The organism is Roseibium sp. LAB1, from assembly GCF_054658235.1.
The window spans coordinates 1,039,379-1,062,846 of the sequence record NZ_BAAGIB010000002.1; the positions used below are offsets into that span (position 1 = coordinate 1,039,379).

Annotated in this window: 24 protein-coding genes; 7 read left to right on the forward strand and 17 right to left on the reverse strand. The window is 60.6% G+C overall.

All coding sequences use genetic code 11. The features are described from left to right. Nucleotides 1-9 precede the first annotated feature (9 nt). The 7 genes from ACYQ54_RS14700 to coxB all read right to left on the reverse strand — a co-directional run bounded on the left by ACYQ54_RS14700 (nucleotide 10) and on the right by coxB (nucleotide 5,897). Complete coding sequence (locus ACYQ54_RS14700) at nucleotides 10-405, reverse strand: DUF983 domain-containing protein (protein WP_460084816.1); 396 nt, start codon at nucleotides 403-405, stop codon at nucleotides 10-12. Between the two features lie 80 nt (nucleotides 406-485). Continuing rightward, the gene (locus ACYQ54_RS14705) at nucleotides 486-1,358 is read right to left on the reverse strand and encodes a cytochrome c oxidase subunit 3 (protein WP_460083518.1); all 873 of its coding nucleotides are present in this window, start codon (nucleotides 1,356-1,358) and stop codon (nucleotides 486-488) included. A 50-nt stretch (nucleotides 1,359-1,408) separates the two neighbouring features. Beyond that, the gene (locus ACYQ54_RS14710) at nucleotides 1,409-2,014 is read right to left on the reverse strand and encodes a cytochrome c oxidase assembly protein (protein WP_460083520.1); all 606 of its coding nucleotides are present in this window, start codon (nucleotides 2,012-2,014) and stop codon (nucleotides 1,409-1,411) included. A gap of 10 nt (nucleotides 2,015-2,024) precedes the next feature. Continuing rightward, nucleotides 2,025-2,186: a hypothetical protein gene (locus ACYQ54_RS14715; RefSeq protein WP_460083522.1), complete on the reverse strand. Its 162-nt coding sequence runs from the start codon at nucleotides 2,184-2,186 to the stop codon at nucleotides 2,025-2,027. Nucleotides 2,187-2,190: 4 nt separating this feature from the next. Next, complete coding sequence (locus tag ACYQ54_RS14720; protein WP_460083524.1) at nucleotides 2,191-3,126, reverse strand: heme o synthase; 936 nt, start codon at nucleotides 3,124-3,126, stop codon at nucleotides 2,191-2,193. A gap of 150 nt (nucleotides 3,127-3,276) precedes the next feature. Next, on the reverse strand, nucleotides 3,277-4,872 hold the full coding sequence (gene ctaD / locus ACYQ54_RS14725) for a cytochrome c oxidase subunit I (protein WP_460083525.1): 1,596 nt from the start codon (nucleotides 4,870-4,872) through the stop codon (nucleotides 3,277-3,279). 77 nt (nucleotides 4,873-4,949) lie between these two features. Beyond that, the gene (gene coxB / locus ACYQ54_RS14730; RefSeq protein WP_460083526.1) at nucleotides 4,950-5,897 is read right to left on the reverse strand and encodes a cytochrome c oxidase subunit II; all 948 of its coding nucleotides are present in this window, start codon (nucleotides 5,895-5,897) and stop codon (nucleotides 4,950-4,952) included. A 585-nt stretch (nucleotides 5,898-6,482) separates the two neighbouring features. On the opposite strand from coxB, the gene ACYQ54_RS14735 reads away from it, so the two are divergent. Continuing rightward, nucleotides 6,483-6,956, forward strand: coding sequence for an invasion associated locus B family protein (locus ACYQ54_RS14735; RefSeq protein WP_460084818.1), 474 nt, complete (start codon nucleotides 6,483-6,485; stop codon nucleotides 6,954-6,956). 85 nt (nucleotides 6,957-7,041) lie between these two features. Here the strand turns inward: ACYQ54_RS14735 and ACYQ54_RS14740 are convergent, their stop codons facing one another. Beyond that, nucleotides 7,042-8,835 (reverse strand): monovalent cation:proton antiporter-2 (CPA2) family protein, encoded by a 1,794-nt coding sequence (locus ACYQ54_RS14740; protein WP_460083528.1) that lies wholly within the window; start codon nucleotides 8,833-8,835, stop codon nucleotides 7,042-7,044. Nucleotides 8,836-9,133: 298 nt separating this feature from the next. On the opposite strand from ACYQ54_RS14740, the gene ACYQ54_RS14745 reads away from it, so the two are divergent. After that, nucleotides 9,134-9,748, forward strand: a complete 615-nt coding sequence (locus ACYQ54_RS14745; protein WP_460083530.1) for an AraC family transcriptional regulator — start codon at nucleotides 9,134-9,136, stop codon at nucleotides 9,746-9,748. Between the two features lie 36 nt (nucleotides 9,749-9,784). Here the strand turns inward: ACYQ54_RS14745 and ACYQ54_RS14750 are convergent, their stop codons facing one another. Both ACYQ54_RS14750 and tldD read right to left on the reverse strand, forming a co-directional pair. Further along, the gene (locus tag ACYQ54_RS14750; RefSeq protein ID WP_460083532.1) at nucleotides 9,785-10,399 is read right to left on the reverse strand and encodes an HAD family hydrolase; all 615 of its coding nucleotides are present in this window, start codon (nucleotides 10,397-10,399) and stop codon (nucleotides 9,785-9,787) included. A gap of 19 nt (nucleotides 10,400-10,418) precedes the next feature. Continuing rightward, nucleotides 10,419-11,843: a metalloprotease TldD gene (tldD, locus tag ACYQ54_RS14755; protein ID WP_460083533.1), complete on the reverse strand. Its 1,425-nt coding sequence runs from the start codon at nucleotides 11,841-11,843 to the stop codon at nucleotides 10,419-10,421. Nucleotides 11,844-12,184: 341 nt separating this feature from the next. Between tldD and ACYQ54_RS14760 the strand changes: the two genes are divergently transcribed. Beyond that, complete coding sequence (locus ACYQ54_RS14760; protein WP_023002031.1) at nucleotides 12,185-12,397, forward strand: DUF2093 domain-containing protein; 213 nt, start codon at nucleotides 12,185-12,187, stop codon at nucleotides 12,395-12,397. A gap of 26 nt (nucleotides 12,398-12,423) precedes the next feature. On the opposite strand, the gene lpxK is transcribed toward ACYQ54_RS14760, so the two are convergent. Genes lpxK through ACYQ54_RS14790 form a run of 6 tightly spaced genes read right to left on the reverse strand, consistent with a single transcriptional unit; the run spans nucleotide 12,424 to nucleotide 17,919 of the window. Then, nucleotides 12,424-13,446: a tetraacyldisaccharide 4'-kinase gene (lpxK, locus tag ACYQ54_RS14765; protein ID WP_460083535.1), complete on the reverse strand. Its 1,023-nt coding sequence runs from the start codon at nucleotides 13,444-13,446 to the stop codon at nucleotides 12,424-12,426. Further along, the gene (locus ACYQ54_RS14770; RefSeq protein ID WP_460083537.1) at nucleotides 13,443-14,759 is read right to left on the reverse strand and encodes a 3-deoxy-D-manno-octulosonic acid transferase; all 1,317 of its coding nucleotides are present in this window, start codon (nucleotides 14,757-14,759) and stop codon (nucleotides 13,443-13,445) included. Before ACYQ54_RS14770 ends, lpxK begins: the two co-directional genes overlap by 4 nt. Next, the gene (locus tag ACYQ54_RS14775; protein WP_460083539.1) at nucleotides 14,752-15,450 is read right to left on the reverse strand and encodes a lysophospholipid acyltransferase family protein; all 699 of its coding nucleotides are present in this window, start codon (nucleotides 15,448-15,450) and stop codon (nucleotides 14,752-14,754) included. The genes ACYQ54_RS14770 and ACYQ54_RS14775 overlap by 8 nt, the downstream gene beginning before the upstream one ends. Nucleotides 15,451-15,481: 31 nt before the next feature. Then, nucleotides 15,482-15,721, reverse strand: a complete 240-nt coding sequence (locus ACYQ54_RS14780; RefSeq protein ID WP_460083540.1) for a DUF4170 domain-containing protein — start codon at nucleotides 15,719-15,721, stop codon at nucleotides 15,482-15,484. A gap of 34 nt (nucleotides 15,722-15,755) precedes the next feature. Beyond that, nucleotides 15,756-16,589: a 3'(2'),5'-bisphosphate nucleotidase CysQ gene (locus ACYQ54_RS14785; protein WP_460083542.1), complete on the reverse strand. Its 834-nt coding sequence runs from the start codon at nucleotides 16,587-16,589 to the stop codon at nucleotides 15,756-15,758. Next, the gene (locus ACYQ54_RS14790; RefSeq protein WP_460083544.1) at nucleotides 16,576-17,919 is read right to left on the reverse strand and encodes a TldD/PmbA family protein; all 1,344 of its coding nucleotides are present in this window, start codon (nucleotides 17,917-17,919) and stop codon (nucleotides 16,576-16,578) included. Before ACYQ54_RS14790 ends, ACYQ54_RS14785 begins: the two co-directional genes overlap by 14 nt. 444 nt (nucleotides 17,920-18,363) lie before the next feature. Between ACYQ54_RS14790 and ACYQ54_RS14795 the strand changes: the two genes are divergently transcribed. Next, a complete protein-coding gene (locus tag ACYQ54_RS14795; protein ID WP_460083546.1) occupies nucleotides 18,364-18,954 on the forward strand; it encodes a DUF6101 family protein in 591 nt (196 codons plus the stop codon). 50 nt (nucleotides 18,955-19,004) lie between these two features. Here ACYQ54_RS14795 and ubiA read toward each other — a convergent pair whose 3' ends face one another. Next, nucleotides 19,005-19,961: a 4-hydroxybenzoate octaprenyltransferase gene (gene ubiA, locus ACYQ54_RS14800; RefSeq protein WP_460083548.1), complete on the reverse strand. Its 957-nt coding sequence runs from the start codon at nucleotides 19,959-19,961 to the stop codon at nucleotides 19,005-19,007. A gap of 137 nt (nucleotides 19,962-20,098) precedes the next feature. On the opposite strand from ubiA, the gene ACYQ54_RS14805 reads away from it, so the two are divergent. The 3 genes from ACYQ54_RS14805 (at nucleotide 20,099) to ACYQ54_RS14815 (ending at nucleotide 23,277) form a co-directional block, all read left to right on the forward strand. Next, nucleotides 20,099-20,869 (forward strand): PEBP family protein, encoded by a 771-nt coding sequence (locus ACYQ54_RS14805; RefSeq protein ID WP_460083550.1) that lies wholly within the window; start codon nucleotides 20,099-20,101, stop codon nucleotides 20,867-20,869. 104 nt (nucleotides 20,870-20,973) lie between these two features. After that, the gene (gene purD, locus ACYQ54_RS14810) at nucleotides 20,974-22,251 is read left to right on the forward strand and encodes a phosphoribosylamine--glycine ligase (RefSeq protein WP_460083552.1); all 1,278 of its coding nucleotides are present in this window, start codon (nucleotides 20,974-20,976) and stop codon (nucleotides 22,249-22,251) included. A gap of 105 nt (nucleotides 22,252-22,356) precedes the next feature. Next, a complete protein-coding gene (locus ACYQ54_RS14815) occupies nucleotides 22,357-23,277 on the forward strand; it encodes an alpha/beta fold hydrolase (protein ID WP_460083554.1) in 921 nt (306 codons plus the stop codon). Nucleotides 23,278-23,468 lie beyond the last annotated feature (191 nt).

A 23,468-nucleotide genomic window follows, 5' to 3' on the forward strand; every position in this document is an offset into this window, starting at 1 on the left:
CTTGCCCGGTCAATTGCCGTCCTTGCCCTTGTCCAGTTGCCCTTCGGCAGCCTGGTGACGGAACTGAAGCGCGATCATCAGGCCCTTCAGCGGCCGCAGAACGCCACCGGCCAGCAAGATTGTCAGCGGAAGCCAGAGGATAAGGTGCACCCAGATCGGGGGCTGGTAGGAAAGCTCGACGAACAGCACCAGGCCGACGACGATGAAGCCGACGATCATGATGACGAAGACGGCCGGACCGTCGCCACTGTCAGCGAACGAATAGTCTAGCCCGCAGGCCATGCAGGACTTTTTGACGCCCAGGAAGCCGTCAAAGAGTTTGCCCTGGCCGCAGCGCGGACACTTGCCCGACAGGCCCGCAGAAACCGGATTGACCGGTGGAAAATGCGCCTTGTCTTCCATGATGTGCCTCAAGCTTCAGCTGAAATGAAAACGCCCGATCCGGTGACCGGATCGGGCGCTGGTCGTGCCGATGCGGCGCGAACCTAGTGAGCGGCCGGTGTGCCTGCGCCCCAGATATAGATGGAGACGAACAGGAACAGCCAGACGACGTCAACGAAGTGCCAGTACCATGCTGCAGCTTCGAACCCGAAGTGCTTCTCGACAGTGAACTGACCGGCCAAGGCCCGGAACAGGCACACCGCCAGGAAGATGGTGCCGACGATCACGTGAAAACCGTGGAAACCGGTCGCCATGAAGAAGGTCGCGCCATAGATATTTCCGCCGAAGTCGAATGCTGCATGAGAGTATTCGTAGACTTGGCAGATGGTGAAGAGAACGCCGAGCAGAACCGTGAAGGTCAGGCCCCATTTCAGACCTTCGCGGTCATCGTGCAACAGAGCATGGTGCGCCCAGGTGACCGTGGTGCCGGAGCACAGCAGGATCAGCGTGTTGAGCAGCGGCAGGTGCCAGGGATCGAAGGTTTCGATACCAGCCGGCGGCCAGTGACCGCCGGTCGCCTCGACGCGGGCATACTGGATGGCTTCGCCGGTAAAGAGCGAGGCATCGAAATAGGCCCAGAACCAGGCAACAAAGAACATCACTTCAGAAGCGATGAACAGAAGCATGCCGTAGCGCAGATGCAGCGAGACCACACGGGTGTGATGACCCTGGGCGGATTCGCGAATAGTGTCGCGCCACCAGCCGAACATCACGTAAAGGACGATCAGCAAACCGATCGCGAACAGGCCCCAGCCGGTGAGATCCAGACCAAGCAGGACAAAGTCCGTGCCCTGGGCATATTTCATGAAGCCGATGGCACCCAGCGCCATGACGAACGCACCGACGGATGCGATGAACGGCCACGGACTAGGATCCACCAAGTGGTAATCGTGGTTTTTGGTATGTGCCTCAGCCATCGGCAAGCTCCCCAAAGACAGTCATTTCCGGCGCGGTTTGCGCCAATCGCTTAAAGTTTTGTTTCAGCAGCGGCCTTCTCGGCCTTTGCTGCAACAGGACGTTCCGGTTGTTCTACCGGGAAGAAGGTGTAGGACAAAGTGATTTCCTTGACGTGTTTCAGCTCAGGATCCTTGTCCATTTCCGGGTCGACGAAGAAGACGACCGGCATTTGAACAGTCTCGCCGCTTTCCAGCGCCTGCTCGGTGAAGCAGAAGCATTGCAGCTTGTTGAAATAGGCTCCGGCCGTTGGCGGCGACACGTTGAAAGTCGACGTGCCGACGGTCCTGTCCGAACCCGTGTTGGTAGCCACATATTCCAGCTGGGCGGTTTCGCCCATCTGGAGAGTGACCGAACGCTGCACCGGCTTGAATTTCCAGGGCAGCTCGTGATTGACGTTGCCGTCGAAGCGCACGGTGATCTTGCGGTCGATGATCACGTCGCTCTCGGCCGTGGCAACCTGAGTGGTGCCGCCAAAGCCGGTGACGCGGCAGAAAAGATTGTAGAGCGGCACGGCGGCATAGGCTGCCCCGACCATGAACATGAACACGCCGGCGCAAACCACCGCGACCTTGCGGTTGCTGCGTGACAGGTTCGAAGTGTCTTTTCCGTTGCTCACACGATCTCCCTCAAAGCGCCCGGTCCAGGATACCGGGGCCCAGTTTGACGATGGTCACGACGTAGAACAGCAAGACGAGGCCGCCGAGCACACAGGCAATCGCGATCGACCGCGACCGGCGCTTCTTCTTCTGTTCTTCAGTGAGCGCAATGCCCTGTTCTTCCTTGGCCATCACGTCACGCTCCTGCGATCAGGCTTTCGCCCAGAAGAAGGGCAAAAAGCATGAACAGGTAAAAGATTGAAAACTTGAACAAGCGCCAGCAGGCAGCCTTGGCCGGGTCGCCTTCCCGCTTGCGCCAGACGTCGAAGGACAGACCGACGAAGATTGCACTCAGAACAGCGGATGCGACACCGTAAACCGGGCTGGCAAAGCCAAGCAGGTAAGGCGCGACACCGATGGGAGCGAGCAGGACGGCGTAGGCAAGAATGTGGTGCCGTGTCACGGTCTCGCCCGCGACGACCGGCAGCATCGGGATCTTGGCGGCCTGGTAGTCGCCGTTCTTGACCAGCGCCAGCGCCCAGAAGTGTGGTGGAGTCCACATGAAGATGATCAGGAACAGCACGAAGCTTTCCAGGCTGACACTTCCGGTAACGGCTGCCCAGCCGATCATCGGAGGAAACGCGCCTGCAGCACCGCCGATGACGATATTCTGAGGCGTCGAGCGCTTCAGCCACATCGTATAGACAATCACGTAGAAGAAGATTGTGAAGGCCAGAAACGCCCCGGCAAACCAGTTGACCAGAAGGCCGAGCAGAACCACTGAACCGATGGACAGAGTCACACCGAAGGCAAGCGCCTCGTCCCGCGTGACCTTGCCGGCCGGGATCGGCCGCTTGCGGGTGCGCGTCATGACTTCATCGATGTCGGCGTCGTACCACATGTTGAGCGCGCCAGATGCGCCTGCTCCGATGGCAATGCACAGGATCGCGACAACGCCCAGCACCGGATGCACGGATCCCGGTGCCAGCATCAGGCCGACAAATGCGGTGAAGATGACCAGGGACATCACACGCGGCTTCAGGAGCGCCACATAGTCGCTCACCGATCCCATGCCGCCGTCCCAGACAGCGGTTTCCTGGCTCATCGTATCCTGGCGCTCAACGAGCGACATAGGCGCGTCCTTTGAATTCTTGTTTTCGCCGGCGATCCGCAGATCGCTCGTCCGGGTGCACATGGCCCGGCAGCATTCTTTAAAGGGAGCACCGCGCCGGCAACCGGCGCGGTGCTGATCTTGACTGGGAGGCGAACCTCCCGCCGCGGATTACTTGATGCGCGGCAAGGTCTCGAACTGGTGGAACGGCGGCGGAGACGGCAGCGTCCACTCCAGGGTCGTTGCCCCTTCGCCCCACGGGTTGTTGCCGACAACACGCTTCTTGGAGAACGCTTCGAAGATACCGAAGAGGAACACCAGAACCGCGAAGGCCGAGATGTAGGAGCCGATGGAAGACACGAAGTTCCAGCCGGCAAACGCATCCGGATAGTCGACATAGCGACGCGGCATGCCGTTCAGACCCAGGAAGTGCTGCGGGAAGAACACCAGGTTCACGCCCACGAAGGTGATCCAGAAATGGGCCTTGCCGATCGTCTCGTTATACATGTACCCGAACATTTTCGGGAACCAGTAGTACCAGGCTGCGAAGATCGCGAACACGGCACCCAGCGACAGCACGTAGTGGAAGTGAGCAACCACGTAGTAGGTGTCGTGGAACGAGCGGTCGAGACCGGCGTTGGCGAGCTGCACACCCGTCACACCACCAACGGTGAACAGGAAGATGAAGCCGATTGCCCAGACCATTGGCGTGCGGAACTCGATGGAACCGCCCCACATGGTGGCGATCCAGGAGAAGATCTTCACACCGGTGGGAACCGCAATCACCATGGTGGCGGCCACGAAGTAGGCCTGCGTCTCGGAGGACATGCCGACGGTGTACATGTGGTGAGCCCACACGATGAAGCCGACGACGCCGATGGCGACCATGGCGTAGGCCATGCCGAGGTAACCGAAGATCGGCTTGCGCGAGAAGGTGGAAATGATGTGGCTGATGATGCCGAAGCCCGGCAGGATCAGGATGTACACTTCCGGGTGACCGAAGAACCAGAACAGGTGCTGGAACAGGATCGGGTCACCGCCACCGGCAGGCGCAAAGAACGTGGTGCCGAAGTTACGGTCGGTCAGCAGCATGGTGATGGCACCAGCCAGAACCGGCAGGGAGAGCAGCAGCAGGAATGCCGTGATCAGCACGGACCACGCGAACAGCGGCATCTTGTGCAGGGTCATGCCCGGCGCACGCATGTTGAAGATGGTCGTGATGAAGTTGATGGCACCGAGGATCGAGGAAGCACCTGCGATGTGCAGTGCCAGGATCGCCAGATCCATTGCCGGTCCGGGCTGACCGGAGGTGGACAGCGGCGGATAGATGGTCCAGCCACCACCGACGCCGTTGGAGCCCGGAGGACCTTCAACGAAGAGGGAGAGAAGCAGGAGCAGGAAGGCCGGCGGAAGCAGCCAGAAGGAGATGTTGTTCATCCGTGGGAACGCCATGTCCGGCGCACCGATCATGATCGGCACGAAGAAGTTGGCATAGCCGCCGATCATGGCCGGCATGACCATGAAGAAGATCATGATCAGACCGTGAGCGGTGGTGAAAACGTTGAACAGGTGCGGATCACCGAAGATCTGCATCCCCGGCTCCTGAAGTTCCATCCGCATGCCGACGCTGAGCGCGCCGCCAACGATACCTGCCATGATAGCGAACATCAGGTACATGAGACCGATGTCCTTGTGGTTGGTCGAATAGACCCAGCGGCGCCATCCGGTCGGATGGCCATGTGCCGCATGTGCTTCGGTCGCAGCCATTTTGGGCTCCCTCTTTCAGACTTTCTCAGCGGCGCTGCATGACATCGCGCGCATCGCCAAACAGGATCGCCGCCGCATTATTTCGCGGCGACAGAGATCTCTTCAACCTTGCCTGCGGCAGCCAGCTTCTTCGCATCGGCAATCGACGCCAGCAGCTGCTCGTTTGCGGTGTCCAGGTCGTCCTGCGCGGCTGTAGCCCAGGTCTGGAACTGATCCTTGGAAACCACCCGGATCGCGATCGGCATGAAGGCATGATCCTTGCCGCAAAGCTCGGAACACTGACCGTAGTAGACGCCTTCTTCGCGGGCATGGAACCAGGTCTCGTTCAGACGGCCCGGAATGGCATCGACCTTGACGCCGAAGGACGGCATCGCGAAGGAATGGATCACATCCTCGGAGGTCACCTGGACGCGGACCGTGGTGTCGACCGGAATGACGAGATCGTAGTCAACGGACAGCAGGCGCGGAACCTCGTTCAGCGTCACGCCGCGGGAATCTGCCACTGCCTGACGTTCATCGTCCTTGACCATAAGGGAATCGAAGGAGAGCTCACCCATGTTTTCATCGGTGTACTCGTAGCCCCAGTACCACTGGAACCCGGTCGCCTTGATGGTCATCTCATATTCGGGAATGTCCAGCTGCTTGTAGAGCAAGCGGAAGGACGGGATCGCGATGACGACCAGGATCAGGATCGGCGCAACCGTCCAGACCACTTCGATCATGGTATTGTGCGATGTCCTGGACGGAACCGGGTTCGATTTTGCGCTGAAGCGGGTCATGCAGACGATCAGCAATCCCAGCACGAACAGCGTGATTACGGTGATGATCACCAGGGTGAACCCGTTGAACCAGGTAATGTCGTCCATTACATCGGTGACAGAGGCCTGAAAGCCCAACTGCCATTCCTTGATGCCGGATTCCGCTGCCAGGGCCGCCGTCGACACTCCAGCAAAAGTTGCCGCCGCACCGGCCATAGTCATGAGACGCTTGAAGACTGCCTTCACGTCCGCGCTCCCTTCCCTCATCCGCCTGAAGTGGCGGAAAATGCTAAATTTCCGGACTCAGATCCGGTCCAATCCGGTGCGGCAGTAGCGGGCTTGGCGTCGCTGCGCAAGCCAAATCTGCTGCGTCCTGGCATTGGACAAGGTCATGAGTTTGACCGGACTATAACCACAAACTCATATAAAGGGCGATGGCTACCATCGGGCATAGCGGCGATGTGCCGCATCAATCCACCGACACCTTTGAGCCGCACAAAAACCACAAGAAACGCCGGGCTGCAACGGAATTTCCAACTTTTCACAGCCGCCTGCAGCGCTCCGGCATTTGACACGGGTCAAGGACATACGAATTTTCGACAAGAATTGCGGTTAATCCTGCGCTTCCTGAGCCGCCGGACTGGAAACATGCGCCGTCATGCGGCAATGTCTGGCCTGGAATTACACCTTGATTCGCCAAGCGGGCCGCATTGTTTTGCCTGGCCGGCCAGAAGCGAACCGGACAACGATTGACTGGAGGATTTCTTGTCAACCCAATTGCCGCAGTCACTGGCTGCCCGCCCTAACGGACGTTCCAGACTGTCTTTTTCCAAACTCGCGGCCGTTGCCGGGATCGTCTTCAGTTCGTTGACATACGGAAATCTGCCCGCCGCGGCACAAGGTGAGGTCCGTTCGACTCACGGCGACTGGCAAATGCGCTGCGACACGCCTCCCGGGTCCACCGGGGAACAATGCGCGCTGATCCAGAACGTCACCGCTGCCGACCGGGAAAATGTCGGCTTGTCCGTGATCATCCTGAAGACCGCCGACAAGCAAGCCCGCATTCTCCGGGTTCTCGCGCCGCTTGGCGTTCTGTTGCCGTCCGGCCTCGGCCTGAGGGTCGACAACGCCGATATCGGCCGGGCCGGCTTCGTGCGCTGCCTTCCAAACGGCTGTATCGCCGAGGTTATTCTGGAAGAAGATCTGCTGAGCAAGCTGCAGGCCGGCTCTCAGGCCACCTTCATCATCTTCCAGACCCCGGAAGAAGGAATCGGCATCCCGATTTCCCTGAACGGGTTTTCGTCCGGCTTCGACGCCCTGCCCTGATCGGGACACATATCCGCAAACACACGAAAGGCGCCCCAGCGGCGCCTTTTTTCGTTTTCAGAGACCCGGAGTGGGCCTTGCCGGACTATTCCGCGGCGGGTGCATCCGGCGTGTCGGCCGTAACCGTCCGGCGCGGCGTGACCTTGTGCAGCTTGTCCGCACCGGCAAACATGCCCTCGCGCAATTGCTGGGCAAGGCGTTCCTCGTCCCGGTCGCGCACATCCTCCTCGATCTGGTCGATCCGGTCGAGCGGAGTACCTAGCGCCTCCAGCGCGGCACGGCCGAAGACCACGCTTGATTCGAATGTCTCGCGAATCTGGAAATCGACTCCTCGCTTGGTGAGGTCCAGCATATGCGCCCGATCCGTTGCGCGGCAGAAGATCAGGGCATCGGGGAAGCCTTCGCGAACGAGATCGATGGCCTTGCCCATCACCTTGTCGTTCTCGATGCACATGGCAACCAGCGTCGCCTTGCCGGCCCCTGCCGCCGCCAGCACGTCCGCCCGCGTGGCATCGCCGTAGTAGACCTTGTAGCCCTGCTTGCGGGCATAGGCGATGCGGTCCGGCCGGTTGTCGATCGCGGTGATCTCCAGCCCTTCGGACGTCAGGAACTGGGCAACGACCATGCCGAAACGGCCGAAGCCGATCACCAGCACTGTCGGCGTCGCATCCTCGAAGGTTTCGATGGACGGATTTTCAACACCCCGTGCCTTGACCCTGGCAGCCAGCCGGTCCAGCCCGAGACAGGCAACCGGCGTCAGCAGCATGGTCAAGACCACAATCGCGTTCAACTGGTTCACGGCCTGGTAGCTCAACAGGCGCTCGCCAACGGCGGCGGTAAACAGAACAAAGGCGAATTCACCACCCTGCGGCAGCGTGACGGCAATGCGCAGGGCGTCGGAATTCGGCGAACCGGTGCTGCGCGACAAAGCCCAGAGGAATACGCCCTTCACGCCCATGACACAGATAACGCCGAGGGCCAGGATCTCCCAATGGCTCATCACAAGATAGACATCGAGCGACATGCCGACGGCAACGAAGAACAGCCCCATCAGCAGAGACCGGAACGGTTCGATATCCGCTTCGAGCGTGTGCCGGAAACTCGATTCGGCCAGAAGCACACCGGCCAGAAAGGCCCCGAGCGCCATGGACAGGCCGACCGCATGCATGATGCCGGCGCTGCCAAGCGCGACCAGAAGAGCCGCTGTCAGCATGACTTCCCGCGCTCGGCTTGCCGCCAGAAGCAGAAAGATCGGCGACACAAGATATCGGCCAGTCAGGACAACGGCGGCCACCGCCCCCAGAACGATCATGATCTCGCTCAGGATCTGGGTGTAGGTGGCCGGGCCTTCGCCCGGCGCCAGGATGGCGACCATCGCCAGAAGCGGCACGATGGCAATATCCTGGAGCAACAGGATGCCGAACGCCCGTTGGCCGTAGGCGGAGGAAAGTTGCCCACGTTCCTGCAGGATCTGTAGCGCGAATGCTGTCGAGGAGAGCGCAAGGCCGAACCCGGCAACCAAGGACGTCGTGAAGGAATATCCGGCCAGCCGCCCGATACCGTGAAACGTCACGCCGGTGAGAAGTACCTGAGCCGTTCCGAGGCCGAAGATGTCGCGTTTCATCCGCCAGAGTTTCTGGGGATCCAGTTCCAGACCGATGACAAAGAGCAGCAGGACGACACCAAGTTCGGCCACATGAAGGACATCTTCACCCGAGCCGAGAAGCTGCAGGCCGTGCGGACCGATGACCGCTCCGGCAGCGAGATAACCGACCACGGATCCAAGCCCCAGCCTCTTGGCGATCGGAACCGCGACAACCGTTGCCGCCAGAAACACGATCGACTCGGCAAAAAACGGAGGGGCTCCTTCTGCTGCCATTCCTTCTCCTCTGCTGCCGGGTCCCGCCACTTCACCCGCTTGGGTCAGGCGAATTCGGCTCACAATGACGATATCAGAGAATATGCTCTATCCCTCACTCAAATCCAGCGCCTGCAGGAAAAAAGTGCTTTATTTTCAATCCAAGGACAGCACCATAGCCAAGATCTGCACAACCTGATTGCAAGCAGGATGTTTGCTGCGTAGCGTTGCGGACATCTGGTGGAAAAGCTTTCAGGACGGCGTACTGTCCGAAGGCCGGATTTTTCTGCCTGCACTCGAATATGGACCCAACCAACGCATGCCCGACCTGTCAGCCTCCATCGATGCCGCACGACTCGCCTGCGGGTTTCTGACACTGTCTCAAATGATGGAAGCCCTGGACGGCAATCACGTTCTGGATCCGTTTTCCACGCTGATATCGGCAGGTGTGTCGGTCGGGAAAAACAATGTTTTTTATCCGGGTGTCACGCTGAAAACCTGCGCTGGCTCTGAAATTCGCCTGGCCGACGGCAATATTGTGCACTCCGGCAGCCATTTCGAAGCGGTGACCGGCAACATCGAGATCGGCAGCAACAACCAGTTCGGTGAAGGCGGATTTTCGGCCAAGGCCAACAGGACCGGCGCGGAAATACGGATCGGCAGTCACGGCCGTTTTCTGAACAATCCGGCCATCTACGGCACATGCACCCTCGGTGACGGCAGCCAGATCCTCGGTAACATCACCGTCGATAGCTGCACGTTGTCGGACGGAAGCTCCTTCCAGGAAGACGATCCGGACCTGAGAGGCGGGCTGCTGAAGGGAAATGGTGTTGCCAGGAACCTGAACGTTGCGCGTGGAATGGTCATTGCCGGAAACGGGACATTCAGCTCGGAAGACCTGCTGCCTCAGAAGCACTTTCACCCGAAACCCTGAGCTCAACACACTGGGGTCTGGAAACTGCCTTCCGGTTCAGATCAGCCGGAATGTCCTCAGGAACGTTTCCAGGCCTTCCGCTGTCTTGTAGTGATGGCCGGTCAATCCGGCGCCTTGCGCCCCTTCGACGTTTTCAGCGCGATCATCGACAAACGCGCTTTCTTCGGGACGATAGCCATACCGGCTGCAGATGCGCTCATAGACGAGCGGATCGGGCTTGCGAGCACCAAACTCCGCTGAGACATGGGCCTTGTCGCCGAATATCTCTATGGTTTCCGGCGCGCACACAGGCAAGGCCTCTTTCAACAGCATACCGTTGTTGGTGAGAAGGGCGACATCTGCCGCGGCTTTCAAGTCTTGGACAAGCGCCAGAACGTCCGGCCGCGCGCGCATCATTTTCCGGCGCACATCCGCCCAGGTCTTGAAGTCGATCGGAAACTCGAGCAGCCGTGCGAATTGCTCCAGATAGGCTTCGGCCGTTGCAGGATCCCCCGCCTCGGCCGCATTTTCATGCGGGCCGCCCCAGACCGACTGGTCGATTTCGGCAGCCGGCCGACCCGTCAGCTCTTCAAGCAGCTTCAGGCGGATCTGGTGGTCATAGTCGTAGAGCACCAGATCCATATCGAAGATAACGAATTTGATTTCAGGCATGGATCCACCGGCAGCCTAGTCAGACTGCCGTTCCGCCTATGGTCATGGCGTTGATGCGCATGGACGGCTGGCCGACGCCGACAGGCACGCCCTGCCCCTGCTTGCCGCAGGTGCCCATGCCCGGGTCCAGTTTCATGTCGTTGCCGATCATGGAGACACGCGTCAGCGCGTCCGGTCCGTTGCCGATCAGCATTGCCCCTTTCACCGGCGCGCCGACCTTGCCGTTCTGGACACGATAGGCCTCGGTGCAGGAGAACACGAATTTTCCTGAAGTGATGTCGACCTGGCCACCACCAAAGGACACGGCGTAAATGCCGTCCTTAACCGACGACAGGATCTCTTCCGGGTCCTTGTCTCCCGCCATCATCACCGTGTTGGTCATGCGCGGCATCGGAATGTGCGCGTAGGACTGGCGACGGCCGTTGCCAGTCGGCTCCATACCCATCAGCCGCGCATTCTGCCGGTCCTGCATGTAGCCCTTCAAAATGCCATCCTCGATCAGCACCGTCCGGCTGGAAGGCGTGCCTTCGTCGTCCACCGTCAGCGAGCCGCGACGATCGGAAATGGTGCCGTCATCAACAATGGTGACGCCCGGCGAGGCAACACGCTGGCCCATCAAGCCGGCAAATGCGGAGGTTTTCTTGCGGTTGAAATCGCCCTCAAGGCCGTGGCCGACAGCTTCATGCAGCAGGATGCCCGGCCAGCCCGGCCCCAGCACCACATCGAAGGTGCCTGCAGGAGCGGGAACAGCCTCCAGATTGACGAGCGCCTGACGCAGCGCCTCGTCGACACCGCCCTGCCAGTTTTCCGTGGTGATGAACCGCTCGAAGCCTTCCCGGCCACCGCAACCGAAAGAGCCACTCTCCTGGCGTTCGTCATTGCCCGCGACAACGGAGATGCTGAGACGCACCATCGGGCGGACATCACGCACCAGATGACCGTCGGCACGCAGGATCTCGACCACCTGCCAGGACCCCGCCAGAGAAGCGGACACCTGCCGCACGCGCGGATCCTTCGCCCTCGCATAGGCATCGATTTCCTGCAGAAGCTTGACCTTGTCCTCAAAGCTCGGCCCGCCGAGCGGATTTGCATCCGTATAAAGCGTCTGGTTGGTGCGCGCAGGCGCTGCCGCATAGCTGCCCGAATACCCCTTCTTGACGGCGCTGACCGCCTCGGCGGCGCGTTTCAGCGCACCTTCGGAGATATCGCCGGCATGGGCGTATCCGGCAGCTTCACCGGCAACCGCTCTCAGGCCGAAGCCCTGGGCCGTGTCGTAATTGGCGCCCTTCAAACGACCATTATCGAAAACCAGTCCCTCGCTTTGCCGATATTCGACAAAAAGCTCGCCATCATCCGCTCCTTCCAAAGCGTCTTGAGTGATCCGTCTTGCGGTTTCGAGCCCCAGGCCGGAAGATTCGATGAGATCGGTCGTGGAAAGGGTCATCTGTAAGTCCTGATTTCGCCCGGATCGTCTGGCTGCTGTGGCTCACACTGCCAGGCCGGGCAATTTGGTGGTTTCCCACAACATAAGCGTTTTGGCGCGCAAATCATCCCATAAGCCGAGAATTCCACTTGCCAGTATCTTTGGTCTAACGATCGTTTTCCCGTCCAAGCAGAGCCATCGCCCCGTCGATTGGCCATTTTCGGCGTGACAGAGACAGGGATTCGGCAACGGTTTTCCCACTCTCCGCTCACCGCCGGCACAGCTTTGACTTGCCCTCACCTGCCAGTCTGCCATAAATGCTAAGCAGACTTTCCGATAGACCGACAGCCAAACTGCAGATCATGAACCGTTACGAAAATCCGCGTATCCCCAATGAAGCCCGCGTCCGCTATCTGGACGGAGACTATCAGGTGGAAACACCGGGGACCTTCGTGCGTTGCGCGGTAACCGGAACGGCGATCCCTCTGGACGAGCTGAAATACTGGTCGGTCGAGCGGCAGGAAGCTTATGTCGATGCGAATGCATCCATGAAGCGGTATCTGGAAACGCGCTGAACCGTTTCACGCAAGACCACGCAGCATCAAGTTTCGAATTGCCGTCGCCGAAGCCGCTCCTTGATGAGCCCTGCCAGCCTGTCTTCGTCGTCGATTTCCATTCTAACTTCCAGAACGGCCGCGCTTGAAGCGATCCAGTGGAACAGTTCGCCTGTCGTCGTTTCCAGCCTTGCCATGTCCTTGGACGTCGTCACCAGCTTGTAACCGGCCTCTTCGGCTTCGGTCAGCAGTGCGCGTACATCGGCTTGCGTGTAAAGATGGTGATCGGGGAACTCCCGCGTCTTCTTCACGTCATAGCCGAGGGATTTCAGCGTATCGAAGAATTTCTGCGGCCGGCCGATGCCCGCGAATGCAAACAGCCTGCATCCGGCCAGTCCGTCGTTGGCCTGGGGCCGCACATGCGCGTGCAGGATCGGCAATCCCTTGCGTCCGGCCAGATGCACCGCTTCTTCCGCCGCATCGCCTTCACCTACCAGAACAAGGCAATCGGCCTTCAGGATCTGCTTTGCAGCGGGCGCTCGCAAGGGCCCCGCGGGCAGGCACTTGCCATTGCCAAACCCAACGCTGCAATCGACCAGCACAAGGCTGAGATCCTTCGCAAGTGCCGGGTTCTGAAATCCGTCATCCATCAGCAGCACGTCGATGGGCTGCTGTTCGGCAAGCCGCGCCCCCGCGGGCCTGTCGGCCGCGATCACGGTCGGTCCGTAGCGGGCCAGCAACAAAGCCTCGTCACCGACAACGTCGGCATCGTGCAGGCCGGCATCGACAAGAAGAGGCCCCTTCGCCTTGCCGCCATATCCGCGCAGCAGGAAACCGGGTCGCAGGCCGTCTTCCTGCAGGCGGTAGGACAGTTCGATGGCGAAAGGGGTCTTGCCCGTGCCGCCGACCACGAAATTGCCGACGCAGATTACAGGCAAACGGCTTCTGGCCTTGGGCTTCTTCAACACGCGCCGCCCGGACACAAGGCCGTAGATCCAGCCTGCCGGCGACAGCAGCCAACTTGCCAGTGTCGATCCCGGCTTCCACCAGAAGTCCGGCGCCGTCTTCATGCGTTGCCCCGCGGCAATGGCCCGTCAGCAGCGGTGCCGGCTTGCCCAAGCAGGGGCTGAAGCACCTTCAGGGTCTCCCCCATTGCACCGCGACCGGCCTCGACCAGGGCTCTGGCTCTTTCGGCTTGCGCCCGTGCTTTATCGGGGTCTCGCAACAGACTGCCGACGCAATCAGCCAGGTTTTCCGGCAGATCAGCTTTCAGGGACGCCCGCCGGCTCCAGAAACCCTTGTAAACGGCCCGGGCGTTTGCCACGCGCGGCCCGGTGACCAGCGCCGAGCCGGAAAGTGCAGCTTCTACCGGGTTATGACCACCCGCATCATTGAATGAACCGCCCAGAAACGTCACCGGAGCCAATCTGTAAAAGAGTCCCATCTCGCCCAGTGTATCACCGAGATAGACATCTGTGTCCGTTTCAATTGCCTGATCAAGGCTGCGCCGTACCGCACGCAGCCCCCGCTGTTCGATCAAGGCGGCAATATCATCGGTGCGGACAGGATGGCGCGGAACCAGAACCAGCAAGAGATCCGGGAATTCTTCACACAGACGGCCAAAGGCATCGAGCACGATCTCGTCCTCGCCCGGATGTGTCAGCGCCGCCAGCCACACTGGTCGGTGCCCTGTCTGCGCCGCCAGGGCAGCTGCCTGGTCTTCATCCACGGCCGGATCCGGAGCGTCGAATTTCAGGTTGCCGGGTGTCGACACGTTGCCGCATCCCAAAAGGCGGAACCGCTCACCGTCGGCAGCACTTTGCGCCAGAACCAGATCAAGACAGCGAAACAGGTATCCGGAAACACGAGGAAACCGCGCCCAGCTTCTAAAGGACCTGTCCGACAGGCGGCCGTTGAGAAGCACGAAGGGTGTTTGCCGCGCACGCATTTCGTCAAACAGGCAGGGCCAAATTTCGGATTCAACCACCATCGCCAGATCGGGCGACCAGTGCTCCAGAAACCGCGAAATCGGTCCGGGTGCATCGAAGGGCATGAACTGGTGGATTGCGCCCTCAGGCAACCGGCCATGCGCCAGTTCCGCCGCCGTAACGGTGACAGTGGTCAAGAGCACCTTGTGTCCGGATGACGTCAGCTCATCGACCAGGGGCAGCACGGACACGGTTTCGCCGACACTGGCCGCGTGGATCCAGACAAGCTTCCCGGCAGGGCGTTGTGTTGCACTTCGTCCGAAACGTTCCCCCTTGCGGGCAGAAACTTCCTTTCCGGACCGGCTACGCAGCCAGAACAGCAGATTGAACAGAGGTGTCAGGGCCCGGGCAAGGACCCTGTATAGACTGAAAACAAGGGGTCGGCGGTCAGCCATCCGCCCTTCCGACCAGCTCGTAAGCCCGTTTCGTCGCCACGTTGAGCCCATCTTCGACCTTGAGTCGATAGTCCTCAAGCGTGTCGTCGTCCGCATCGGCGGGAACCCAGATCAGGTCGCTCACCGCGATGCTGCCTCGGCCGAACGGCAGGTTCACGCTGGCCTTGTCCCAACTATTGAGTTCGATGCTGCGGCTTGTTGCCACCGCCACCGGCAGGATGGGACGGCCCGAATGCTTGGCAAGCTGAACGATGCCGACGCCGGACTTGCGGGCCGGGCCCTTGGGCACATCCGCCGTCATGGCGATGGAATAGCCTTCTTTCAGCGCCCGAAGCGCCTCGATGAAGCCGCGCATGCCGCCGCGCTTCTTGATCTGGCGGGCGTTCCTGCCGCCCGAGGCGCGGATCAGGCCCAGGCCGAGCTTGCGTGCTGCAATCGCGTTGACCTCACCGTCGGCGGACCTGGAAATCATCACCTTGGCCGGCCAATGAGCCGGCTTGGCGAAGGGCACCATGAAGTGCTGGCCGTGCCACATGGCCACGATCACCGGCAGATCCTGTTCGGAACGTTCGTGCACGCCCTCCGGCTCGATCACGAACCGGTTGGTACGGTGGACCAGCTTCAGGTAAGCGGCCATCAGGGTGCCGATGCTGGCCAGAACCCAGGGCTGGCGGCCAAGGCGTTTTATCATTTGGTGGTGTCGCCTGAGAAAGCTGCGCCGCTTAGGAAGCCGTTTCCGGATCGAGCAAGCGATGCATGTGAACGATGAAGTAGCGCATATGCGCGTTGTCGACCGTTGCCTGCGCCTTGGATTTCCAGACTTTGTAGGCTTCGGCATAATTCGGGTAGATCCCGACGATATCCAGATCTTCCAGGTCGCGGAACGTCAGCCCTTCCGGAGTTTCCAGCTCGCCGCCGAACACAAGATGAAGAAGCTGCTTCGGAGTATCGGTGTCACTCATGAATATCCTCGCTTTCGTCGCTGCAACCGGGGTGCTACCTGATCAGGTCGTCGAGCGCGTCGCGCACAGGCCCGATCAGCGCAACGGGAGCTGCGATCAGGGCCGGGTGGCCGGTCTTGGCGCGGTTATAGATCAGGTTCCGACCCGACAGGTCGGTCAGTATACCGCCCGCTTCCTGCACCAAAAGATCCGCCGCCGCAAGATCCCAATCGCTTGGGCCACCTCGCGCGGCGCCCACATCAACCCGTCCGGCCGCCACGACGGCCAGCCGATAGGCCAGAGAACGCAGGATTTGCGTGCCGACAAATCCCGCAGCGACCACATCCTGATTGGCAACGATGGAATGAGGCCCGGTCAAGGTTGCTCCGGAAACACTGGTCTGGCCGGAAACCGCCAATCGCGAACCGTTCAGCCAGGCTCCGCCACCTGTACGGGCCAGGAACATCTCGTCCCGGCGCGGACAGAAAACGCAAGCGGCAACAGGCCGGCCCGCCTCGACCACGGCAATCGCGACGGTCCATTCATCGCCGCCAGCCAAAAAGGCACGCGTGCCGTCGATCGGATCGACAATGAAGACACGGTCATGATTGAGGCGGCTGCGGTCATCAGCAGTTTCTTCCGACAGCCAGCCGTAGTCCGGGCGTGCTGCCCGAAGATGATCCGCCAGGAAGCGATCCACAGCGAGATCGGCCTCCGACACCGGCGACATGCCCGCCTTGCCCTTGTACCAGGTCTCCGGGTCCTGGCCGAAGAAACTCAGCGCGATATCGCCGGCCTGGCGCGCAGCCGTTTCCAGCAGGTGCAGGTCCGCGTCCCGCCCTGCCTCGTCCAGTCCTGCCTCATCCATTCCCCTGTCAGCTTCCGGCAAGGGCCATTCCTTCGATCATCACGGAGGGGGTGGCAGCCGAGTAACGGTTGTCGAGATCGCTGCCGGGAACAAGACGTGCGAACATGTCCTTCAGGTTGCCGGCAATGGTAATCTCGCTGACAGCTTCGACGATCTGGCCGTTTTCGAACCAGAACCCGGCTGCACCACGGGAATAATCACCGGTGAGGCCATTGACGCCGTGGCCGATCAGGTCGGTCACCAGCAGACCCTGCCCGGCTTCCGCCATCAGCTCTTCCAGCGACTTTTCACCAGGCATCAGGGTCACGTTTGTTGCACCCGGTGACGTGCCGCTGCCGCTGCGGTGGGCTCGGCCGTTGGGTGTCAGCCCCAATTCACGTGCGGAGGCGCCATCCAGGAACCAGTGACGCAGGATACCGTCTTCAATGACATCAAGACGCTCCGCGCGGGTGCCTTCGCCATCAAACGGACGTGTCGCCGCGCCCCGGCGCTTGAACGGATCGTCCACCACCTGAATGCCCGGTGCGAAGACGGCCTCGCCCATCCGGTCTTTCAGAAAGCTGGTCTTGCGGGCAATCGCGGCCCCGTTAATCGCCCCGACAAGGTGTCCAAGGATGCTGCGGGCCGCGCGCGATTCATAAATGACGTTCGCGGTGCGGGTCGAAAGCTTGTTCGGGTTGAGACGGCGCACCGCTCTTTCGCCGGCCCTGCGGCCGATCTCCGCCGGGGCCTCCAGATCTTCGAAATAGGTACGGCTGTCAAAATCATAGTCCCGCTCCATGCCTGTGCCCTCACCTGCAACAGCGGTCATGGACATGCCATAACGGGACGAAATATAGGAGCCTTCGAAACCGTGGCTGGTTGCCAGAACGACCCCGGCAAGCCGCCAGGAGGCACCCGCACCACCGGACTTGGTAACACCGTCGACGTCCAGACCGGCGGCTTCCGCTTCCAGTGCAATCTGCGTGAGCTCCTCGGCGGTCATTTCCCTGGTGTCCAGAAGCTCAAGCTCCGGAAACTCCTTCACGAGAAGTTCCTGGTCGGCCAGGCCGGCATAGGGATCTTCCGGGGCGACCTTTGCCATTGCTACCGCGCGCTCGGCAAGGCTCGCCGGATCATCGAGCCGGTTTGCAGAAACGGCTGCGGTACGTTTGCCGACAAACACCCTGAGGGTGACGTCGTCACCTTCCGCGCGTTCCGTTTCCTCTACCTTGCCTTCACGGACATCGACCGAGAGCGAGACCCCGGTAACCGCAATCGCGTCGCAGGCGTCTGCTCCGGCCTTGCGTGCGGCCTCTACAAGACGGGCTGCCCGGGATTGCAGTTCGCTTTGATCAATCAGTTCCGACATCGTGTCCGCTCTCTCGTCTTCTGGTTCGGCAGTTGTTTACGCCCCGCACGGCTGCGCTGCAACTGCCGGGGCCGTTTGCGGGCATTCCGGTCTTTCCGGGAGCCGTCCAGTGCCATGGTTTTCCCCTGATCGGCTGGAAATGGGTTTTAGCACCGGTCACGGCAAGAGGTTGCATTGCCGCAGCCTGATGACGGATTTTCGCAATAATGACCGCAGGATAGACAAGATCGGGACGAGGCGCCAAATTCATCCAAAGGTTGCATCAAGTCAATTTTGCCACATAACTGAACAAGGTCTTACCTGCCTGATTACATTCCAGTAACCCTCTTATAAATCAGACTTTTTTAACTCTGTATCTTAAGTGGTTCACGACTCTTCTTCAGTAGATTGGAATGCATCGAGAGACCAAAAATGGTCCGACCTAAAGGTCCGGTGGAGAGTCATTTGAGACGTCAAACAGAAATACAGGAAATGGTAGCAACCGGGGCCGGCGCACAAGCGATGCCGCATCCCGGTTGCTTGCCGGCCCACTTCGAGCAGCGCCTCGAGACCCGGCCGGGCGCACCTTCCCTGCCAGCTGAAATTTTCCTGGATCGCGACAGGGCGGTCATCAAGCGGCGTGTTGCCGGTGTTCCGGTGACGGTGGTCGTACCCGCTCAAGGGTTCGACGGTGTCATGGTCCGGATCGTTCCCGGCGCAGCCCCGGGTGAAATCCTGGCGGCCCTGATCCTGAAGCATCCCGACAGCGCGCTGTCGATCACCCTGGCCGAGACGGAGAAATCCGACGACCTCGCAGTTCTGTGGAGCCGTTGGGCCCAGGTGTTCAACCTGCCGATGCTGGTGTGCGATCTTGGTGGCAAGGTGAAGCCGATCGAAGCCTACAGCGCCGTTCCGGCGGCAAAGCCTGCGCCCCGGCGCAAACTTCGCCTGCTGACCGGCCGCCGCCCTCGCTTCCTGAACCGCCGTCTTCCCGGCAAGCGTGAACCTGCGGCAACCATCCACGCCAATGAGCGCGAGATAATCGCCCGCACCTGAAGCGAGCCCGAGACGTGCATAAAAAGCCCCGCCGAGCGGGGCTTTTTTCGTTACAGTGCCCCGATCAACGCATCCGCGAGGAAGCCGAAGAACAGGATCCAGCCGTAGGTCCCGTTGGAACGGAACAGCTGCAGGCACTGATCGCCGTCGTCAATATCCAGAACGGCGATCTGCCACCCCAGGTGAATGACGCCGGCCAGAATGCCGACAAAGGCGGCCGGCCCGGCATCGGCAAAGATCGAGGCCAGAAAGAACAGCGCGGTTGCGCAGCTATAGAGCATGATCAGGGCCGGCTTGGTGTGCTCATCGAAAAGGCGTGCGGTGGACTTAACGCCGACAAGAGCATCGTCTTCCTTGTCCTGATGGGCGTAGATCGTGTCGTAACCGATCGTCCAACAGATACCGCCGACATAGAGAAACACCGGCGACCAGGACAACGAGCCGAAGGCCGCCGCCCACCCCATGAGCGCGCCCCAGGAAAAGGCGAACCCCAGAAACAGCTGCGGCCAGTTGGTGATGCGCTTCATGAAGGGATAGATCGCGACCGGCAGAAGGGAGGCAATGCCCAGCCAGATGGTGAAGGTGTTGAACTGCAGCAGCACAGCCAGCCCGATGAGGGCCTGCACCACCAGAAAGATCTTGGCCTGCAGCCTCGTTACCTGCCCTGCCGGGATCGGCCTGGAGCGGGTCCGCTCGACCTTTGAATCGATATCGACGTCGACGAGGTCGTTATAGGTGCAGCCCGCGCCGCGCATGGCAACCGCACCGATGAAAAACAGAACAATGTGCCAAGGATCCGGCCACGCCTTGCCACCGGCAATCGCCGCCAGGGCCGCGGACCAGAAACAGGGCCAGAGCAGAAGCCACCAGCCGATTGGGCGTTCCCAGCGGGCAAGGCGGGCATAGGGGCGCAGGCCAGCGGGCAGCCGCGTATCCACCCAATGCTTCTTGACCGCATCTGCAACCGGCCCCGTGTCGTTCGTGGAAAACACTTTCGATCCGTCCATCTGTCGATTGTCCGGCGGAAACGCTCCCGTCTTCCGCCCCTCTTTGGCCCTTTTAGCGGTATTCGGCAGGAATTTCATCCCGCAAGAGGTCGCAGAGACGCTATCGTGAAACTCTCAGTTGGGAAAAGGAATACGTCGTGACGATCAAAACCCGGCCGGCAACCGGTGTCCTCCTCATGCTCTTCATCGGACTTGCAAGCGGTCCGGCAGCTTCCTTCGCCCAGAAACCGCCGCCGCCTCCACCGGGAGGAGGCAAGGGTCCACCACCTCGCGGCGGCGGCCCGGACCTTCACGAAAGCCGGATCGAGAGTTCAGGCGCCCACACCGTGCTTGGCGAGGTCTGGGTTGACAACTGGTTCAGGCTCTTCGTCAACGGTGTTCCGCTTGTGGAGGACAGCGTTTCCATCAAGACAGAACGGTCGTTCAATGCGGAGCGGTTCGAATTCAGCTCCGACTTTCCGATGACCCTTGCATTCGAATTTCGCGATTTCATGGAAAACGAAACCGGTCTTGAATATGTCGGCACACGGCGTCAGCAGCTGGGCGACGGCGGTGCGATCGCCCAGTTCAAGGACGTGTCGAGTGGCAAGGTGCTGACGGCAACCGGCCCGGACTGGAAATGCCTGACCGTACAATCCGCGCCGGCCGACGCCGAATGTGCACGCGAACGCGATCCGGACCCTTCCCTGCCGGTGTGCGCGCCAACGAGAACACCCGTTCCGGACGATTGGACGGCCCCCGGTTTCGACGACAGCTCCTGGCCGAAGGCTGCCGTGCATACAACCCGTGAGGTCGGCCCCAAGGACGGATATGACCGCATCGAATGGGCTCCATCGGCGCAACTCATCTGGGGGCCTGACCTGAAGAAGGACAACATCCTTTATTGCCGCGTTACGGTTGGGCGCTGAGCGGCAGAAATGAGCCATCGCGTGCGCCGCCAATTGCGGTGGGGTGCCCTCCGTGTTAGGTCACGGCCCTCTTGCTTCAACCTTCACGAAGAGACTGCCCGTTTATGAAACTTCTCCTGATCGGATCCGGCGGCCGCGAACACGCGCTTGCCTGGGCGCTGGCAAAATCTCCCAAGCTCACCAAGCTCTATGCGGCACCCGGCAATGCCGGCATTGCAGAGGTGGCCGAGCTCTGCAATCTGGACACCGCAGATCATCAGGCAGTTATCGGCTTCTGTCGCGACCACGAAATCGATCTTGTTGTCGTCGGTCCTGAAGCACCGCTTGTGGCCGGTCTGGTCGACGACCTGGAAAAAGCCGGGATCAAAGCGTTCGGCCCGTCGAAAGCGGCTGCTCAGCTGGAAGGTTCCAAGGCGTTCACCAAGGGCGTGTGCGACGAAGCGAACATTCCGACGGCAGGCTATGGCCGCTTCGACACGGCTGACGCCGCGCTCGCTTATGTTCGCGAACAGGGTGCTCCGATTGTCGTCAAGGCGGACGGGCTCGCCGCCGGCAAGGGTGTTGTGGTTGCCATGACGCTGAAAGACGCCGAGGAAGCGGTCACCGCCTGTTTCGAAGGTTCATTTGGAGCAGCTGGCGCCGAAGTCGTCATCGAGGAATTCCTGGAAGGCGAGGAAGCAAGCTTTTTCGTGTTGTCTGACGGGACCCACGCTTTGCCGCTTGCCACCGCACAGGACCACAAGCGCGCCTATGATGGCGATGAAGGGCCGAATACCGGCGGCATGGGCGCCTATTCGCCGGCTCCCGTCCTGACAGACGGACTGATTGCCGACGTGATGCGCACCATCATCGAGCCGACCATTGCGACGCTTGCCAAACGCGGCACCCCTTTCAAGGGAGTGCTCTATGCGGGTCTGATGATCGGCAAGAACGGCCCGAAGCTGATTGAATACAATACCCGCTTCGGCGATCCGGAATGCCAGGTCCTGGTCATGCGCCTCAAGAGCGATCTCCTGGATCTGTTGCTTGCCAGCGTCGAGGGACGGCTGGACCAAACCACCGCCGACTGGCGCGACGAGGCGGCACTGACCGTCGTCATGGCCGCCAGAGGTTACCCGGGCAGCTACGACAAGGGTACGGAAATCCGTGGTCTCGACACGGCTGCAACGGACGACGTCGCCGTTTTTCACGCCGGCACCAAACGCGATGGCGCGCGAATCCTGGCCAATGGCGGACGTGTTCTGAACGTGACCGCTGTCGGCGCCACCGTTCAAGAGGCTCAACAGCGGGCCTATGAGAGGATCCGCGACATCGACTGGCCGGAAGGCTTCTGCCGCAGCGACATCGGCTGGCGGGCCATTGCGCGGGAAAGCGAAGGCTGAGCAAATCGCAACTCCGGAAATCGAAGCATATTTGGTTTCCGGGACTTGGCAGGCGTTTGAAACCACAGCTAATCTTGTCCCCCTGCGCTGATTGGGGAGACAGACGTGAAAAAAGACCTCCCGGATTTGTTTCCGGGGTTTGACAGCATCACCGTCGAAGCCAGCGATGTGCGGTTGTTCTGCCGGGTCGGCGGGTCCGGCCCGCCGCTGCTTTTGCTGCATGGCTACCCCCAATCCCATGTCTGCTGGCACAAGGTGGCGCCGCAGCTTGCCGAGCACTTCACGGTCATAGCGCCTGATCTTCCGGGCTATGGCCGGTCTTCCGTGCCACCGCTTTCGGACGACCATGCGGCTTATTCCAAGCGAAGCATGGCTTCGGCCATGGTCGAACTCATGAAGGCTCTCGGCCACCCGACTTTCTATCTGGCCGGGCATGACCGCGGCGGCCGGGTAGCCTATCGCCTGGCGCTCGATCATCCGGAAGCCCTTCTGAAGGTTGCCGTTCTCGACATCCTGCCGACATGCGACTACTGGGACCGGATGGACAGGCTGTTCGGCCTGAAGATCTATCACTGGATGTTTCTGGCCCAGGCCGCGCCGTTCCCGGAAAAACTCATTTCCGCTGCACCGAAACGGTTTCTCGAACACACGCTGGCGAGTTGGACCACAGCCAAGAACCTGTCATGTTTTTCCAAGAAGGCCATGGTGCATAACCGCAAGTGGTTCTGCGAGCCGGACCGGGTGTCGGCGACCTGTGAAGACTACCGCGCAGGCGCGACGATCGACTACGAACACGACCGCGCCGATGTGGACGCCGGCAAAAAAATCCTTGTTCCCCTGCTCGCGCTGTGGGGAAGCAAAGGCATCGCTACAAGCGTCGACGATCCGCTTGAAGTCTGGCGCGGCTGGTCTCCGGAAGCCGTCGGCGCGGCGCTTCCATGCGGTCACTTCCTGCCTGAAGAGGCCCCGCAGGAGACGCTCGATGCCCTGATCGAATTCTTTGCAGGGCCACCGGAAACGTCATAGCGCCGAGGAAACCGGCCCTTTACCCAGGGCAGATTGCGCCGGTCAGCAACGAGATTTCAACCAGACAGGTTCTGCCGGCGCCATACCCAATGGAGCCGCCCGAACATCACTCAAACTATTTTGCCTTGTTTCAGCTCATCAGAGCGCGAACAAATACAATCCATTGTGAAACAGCAAGTTTTCGGCATTGC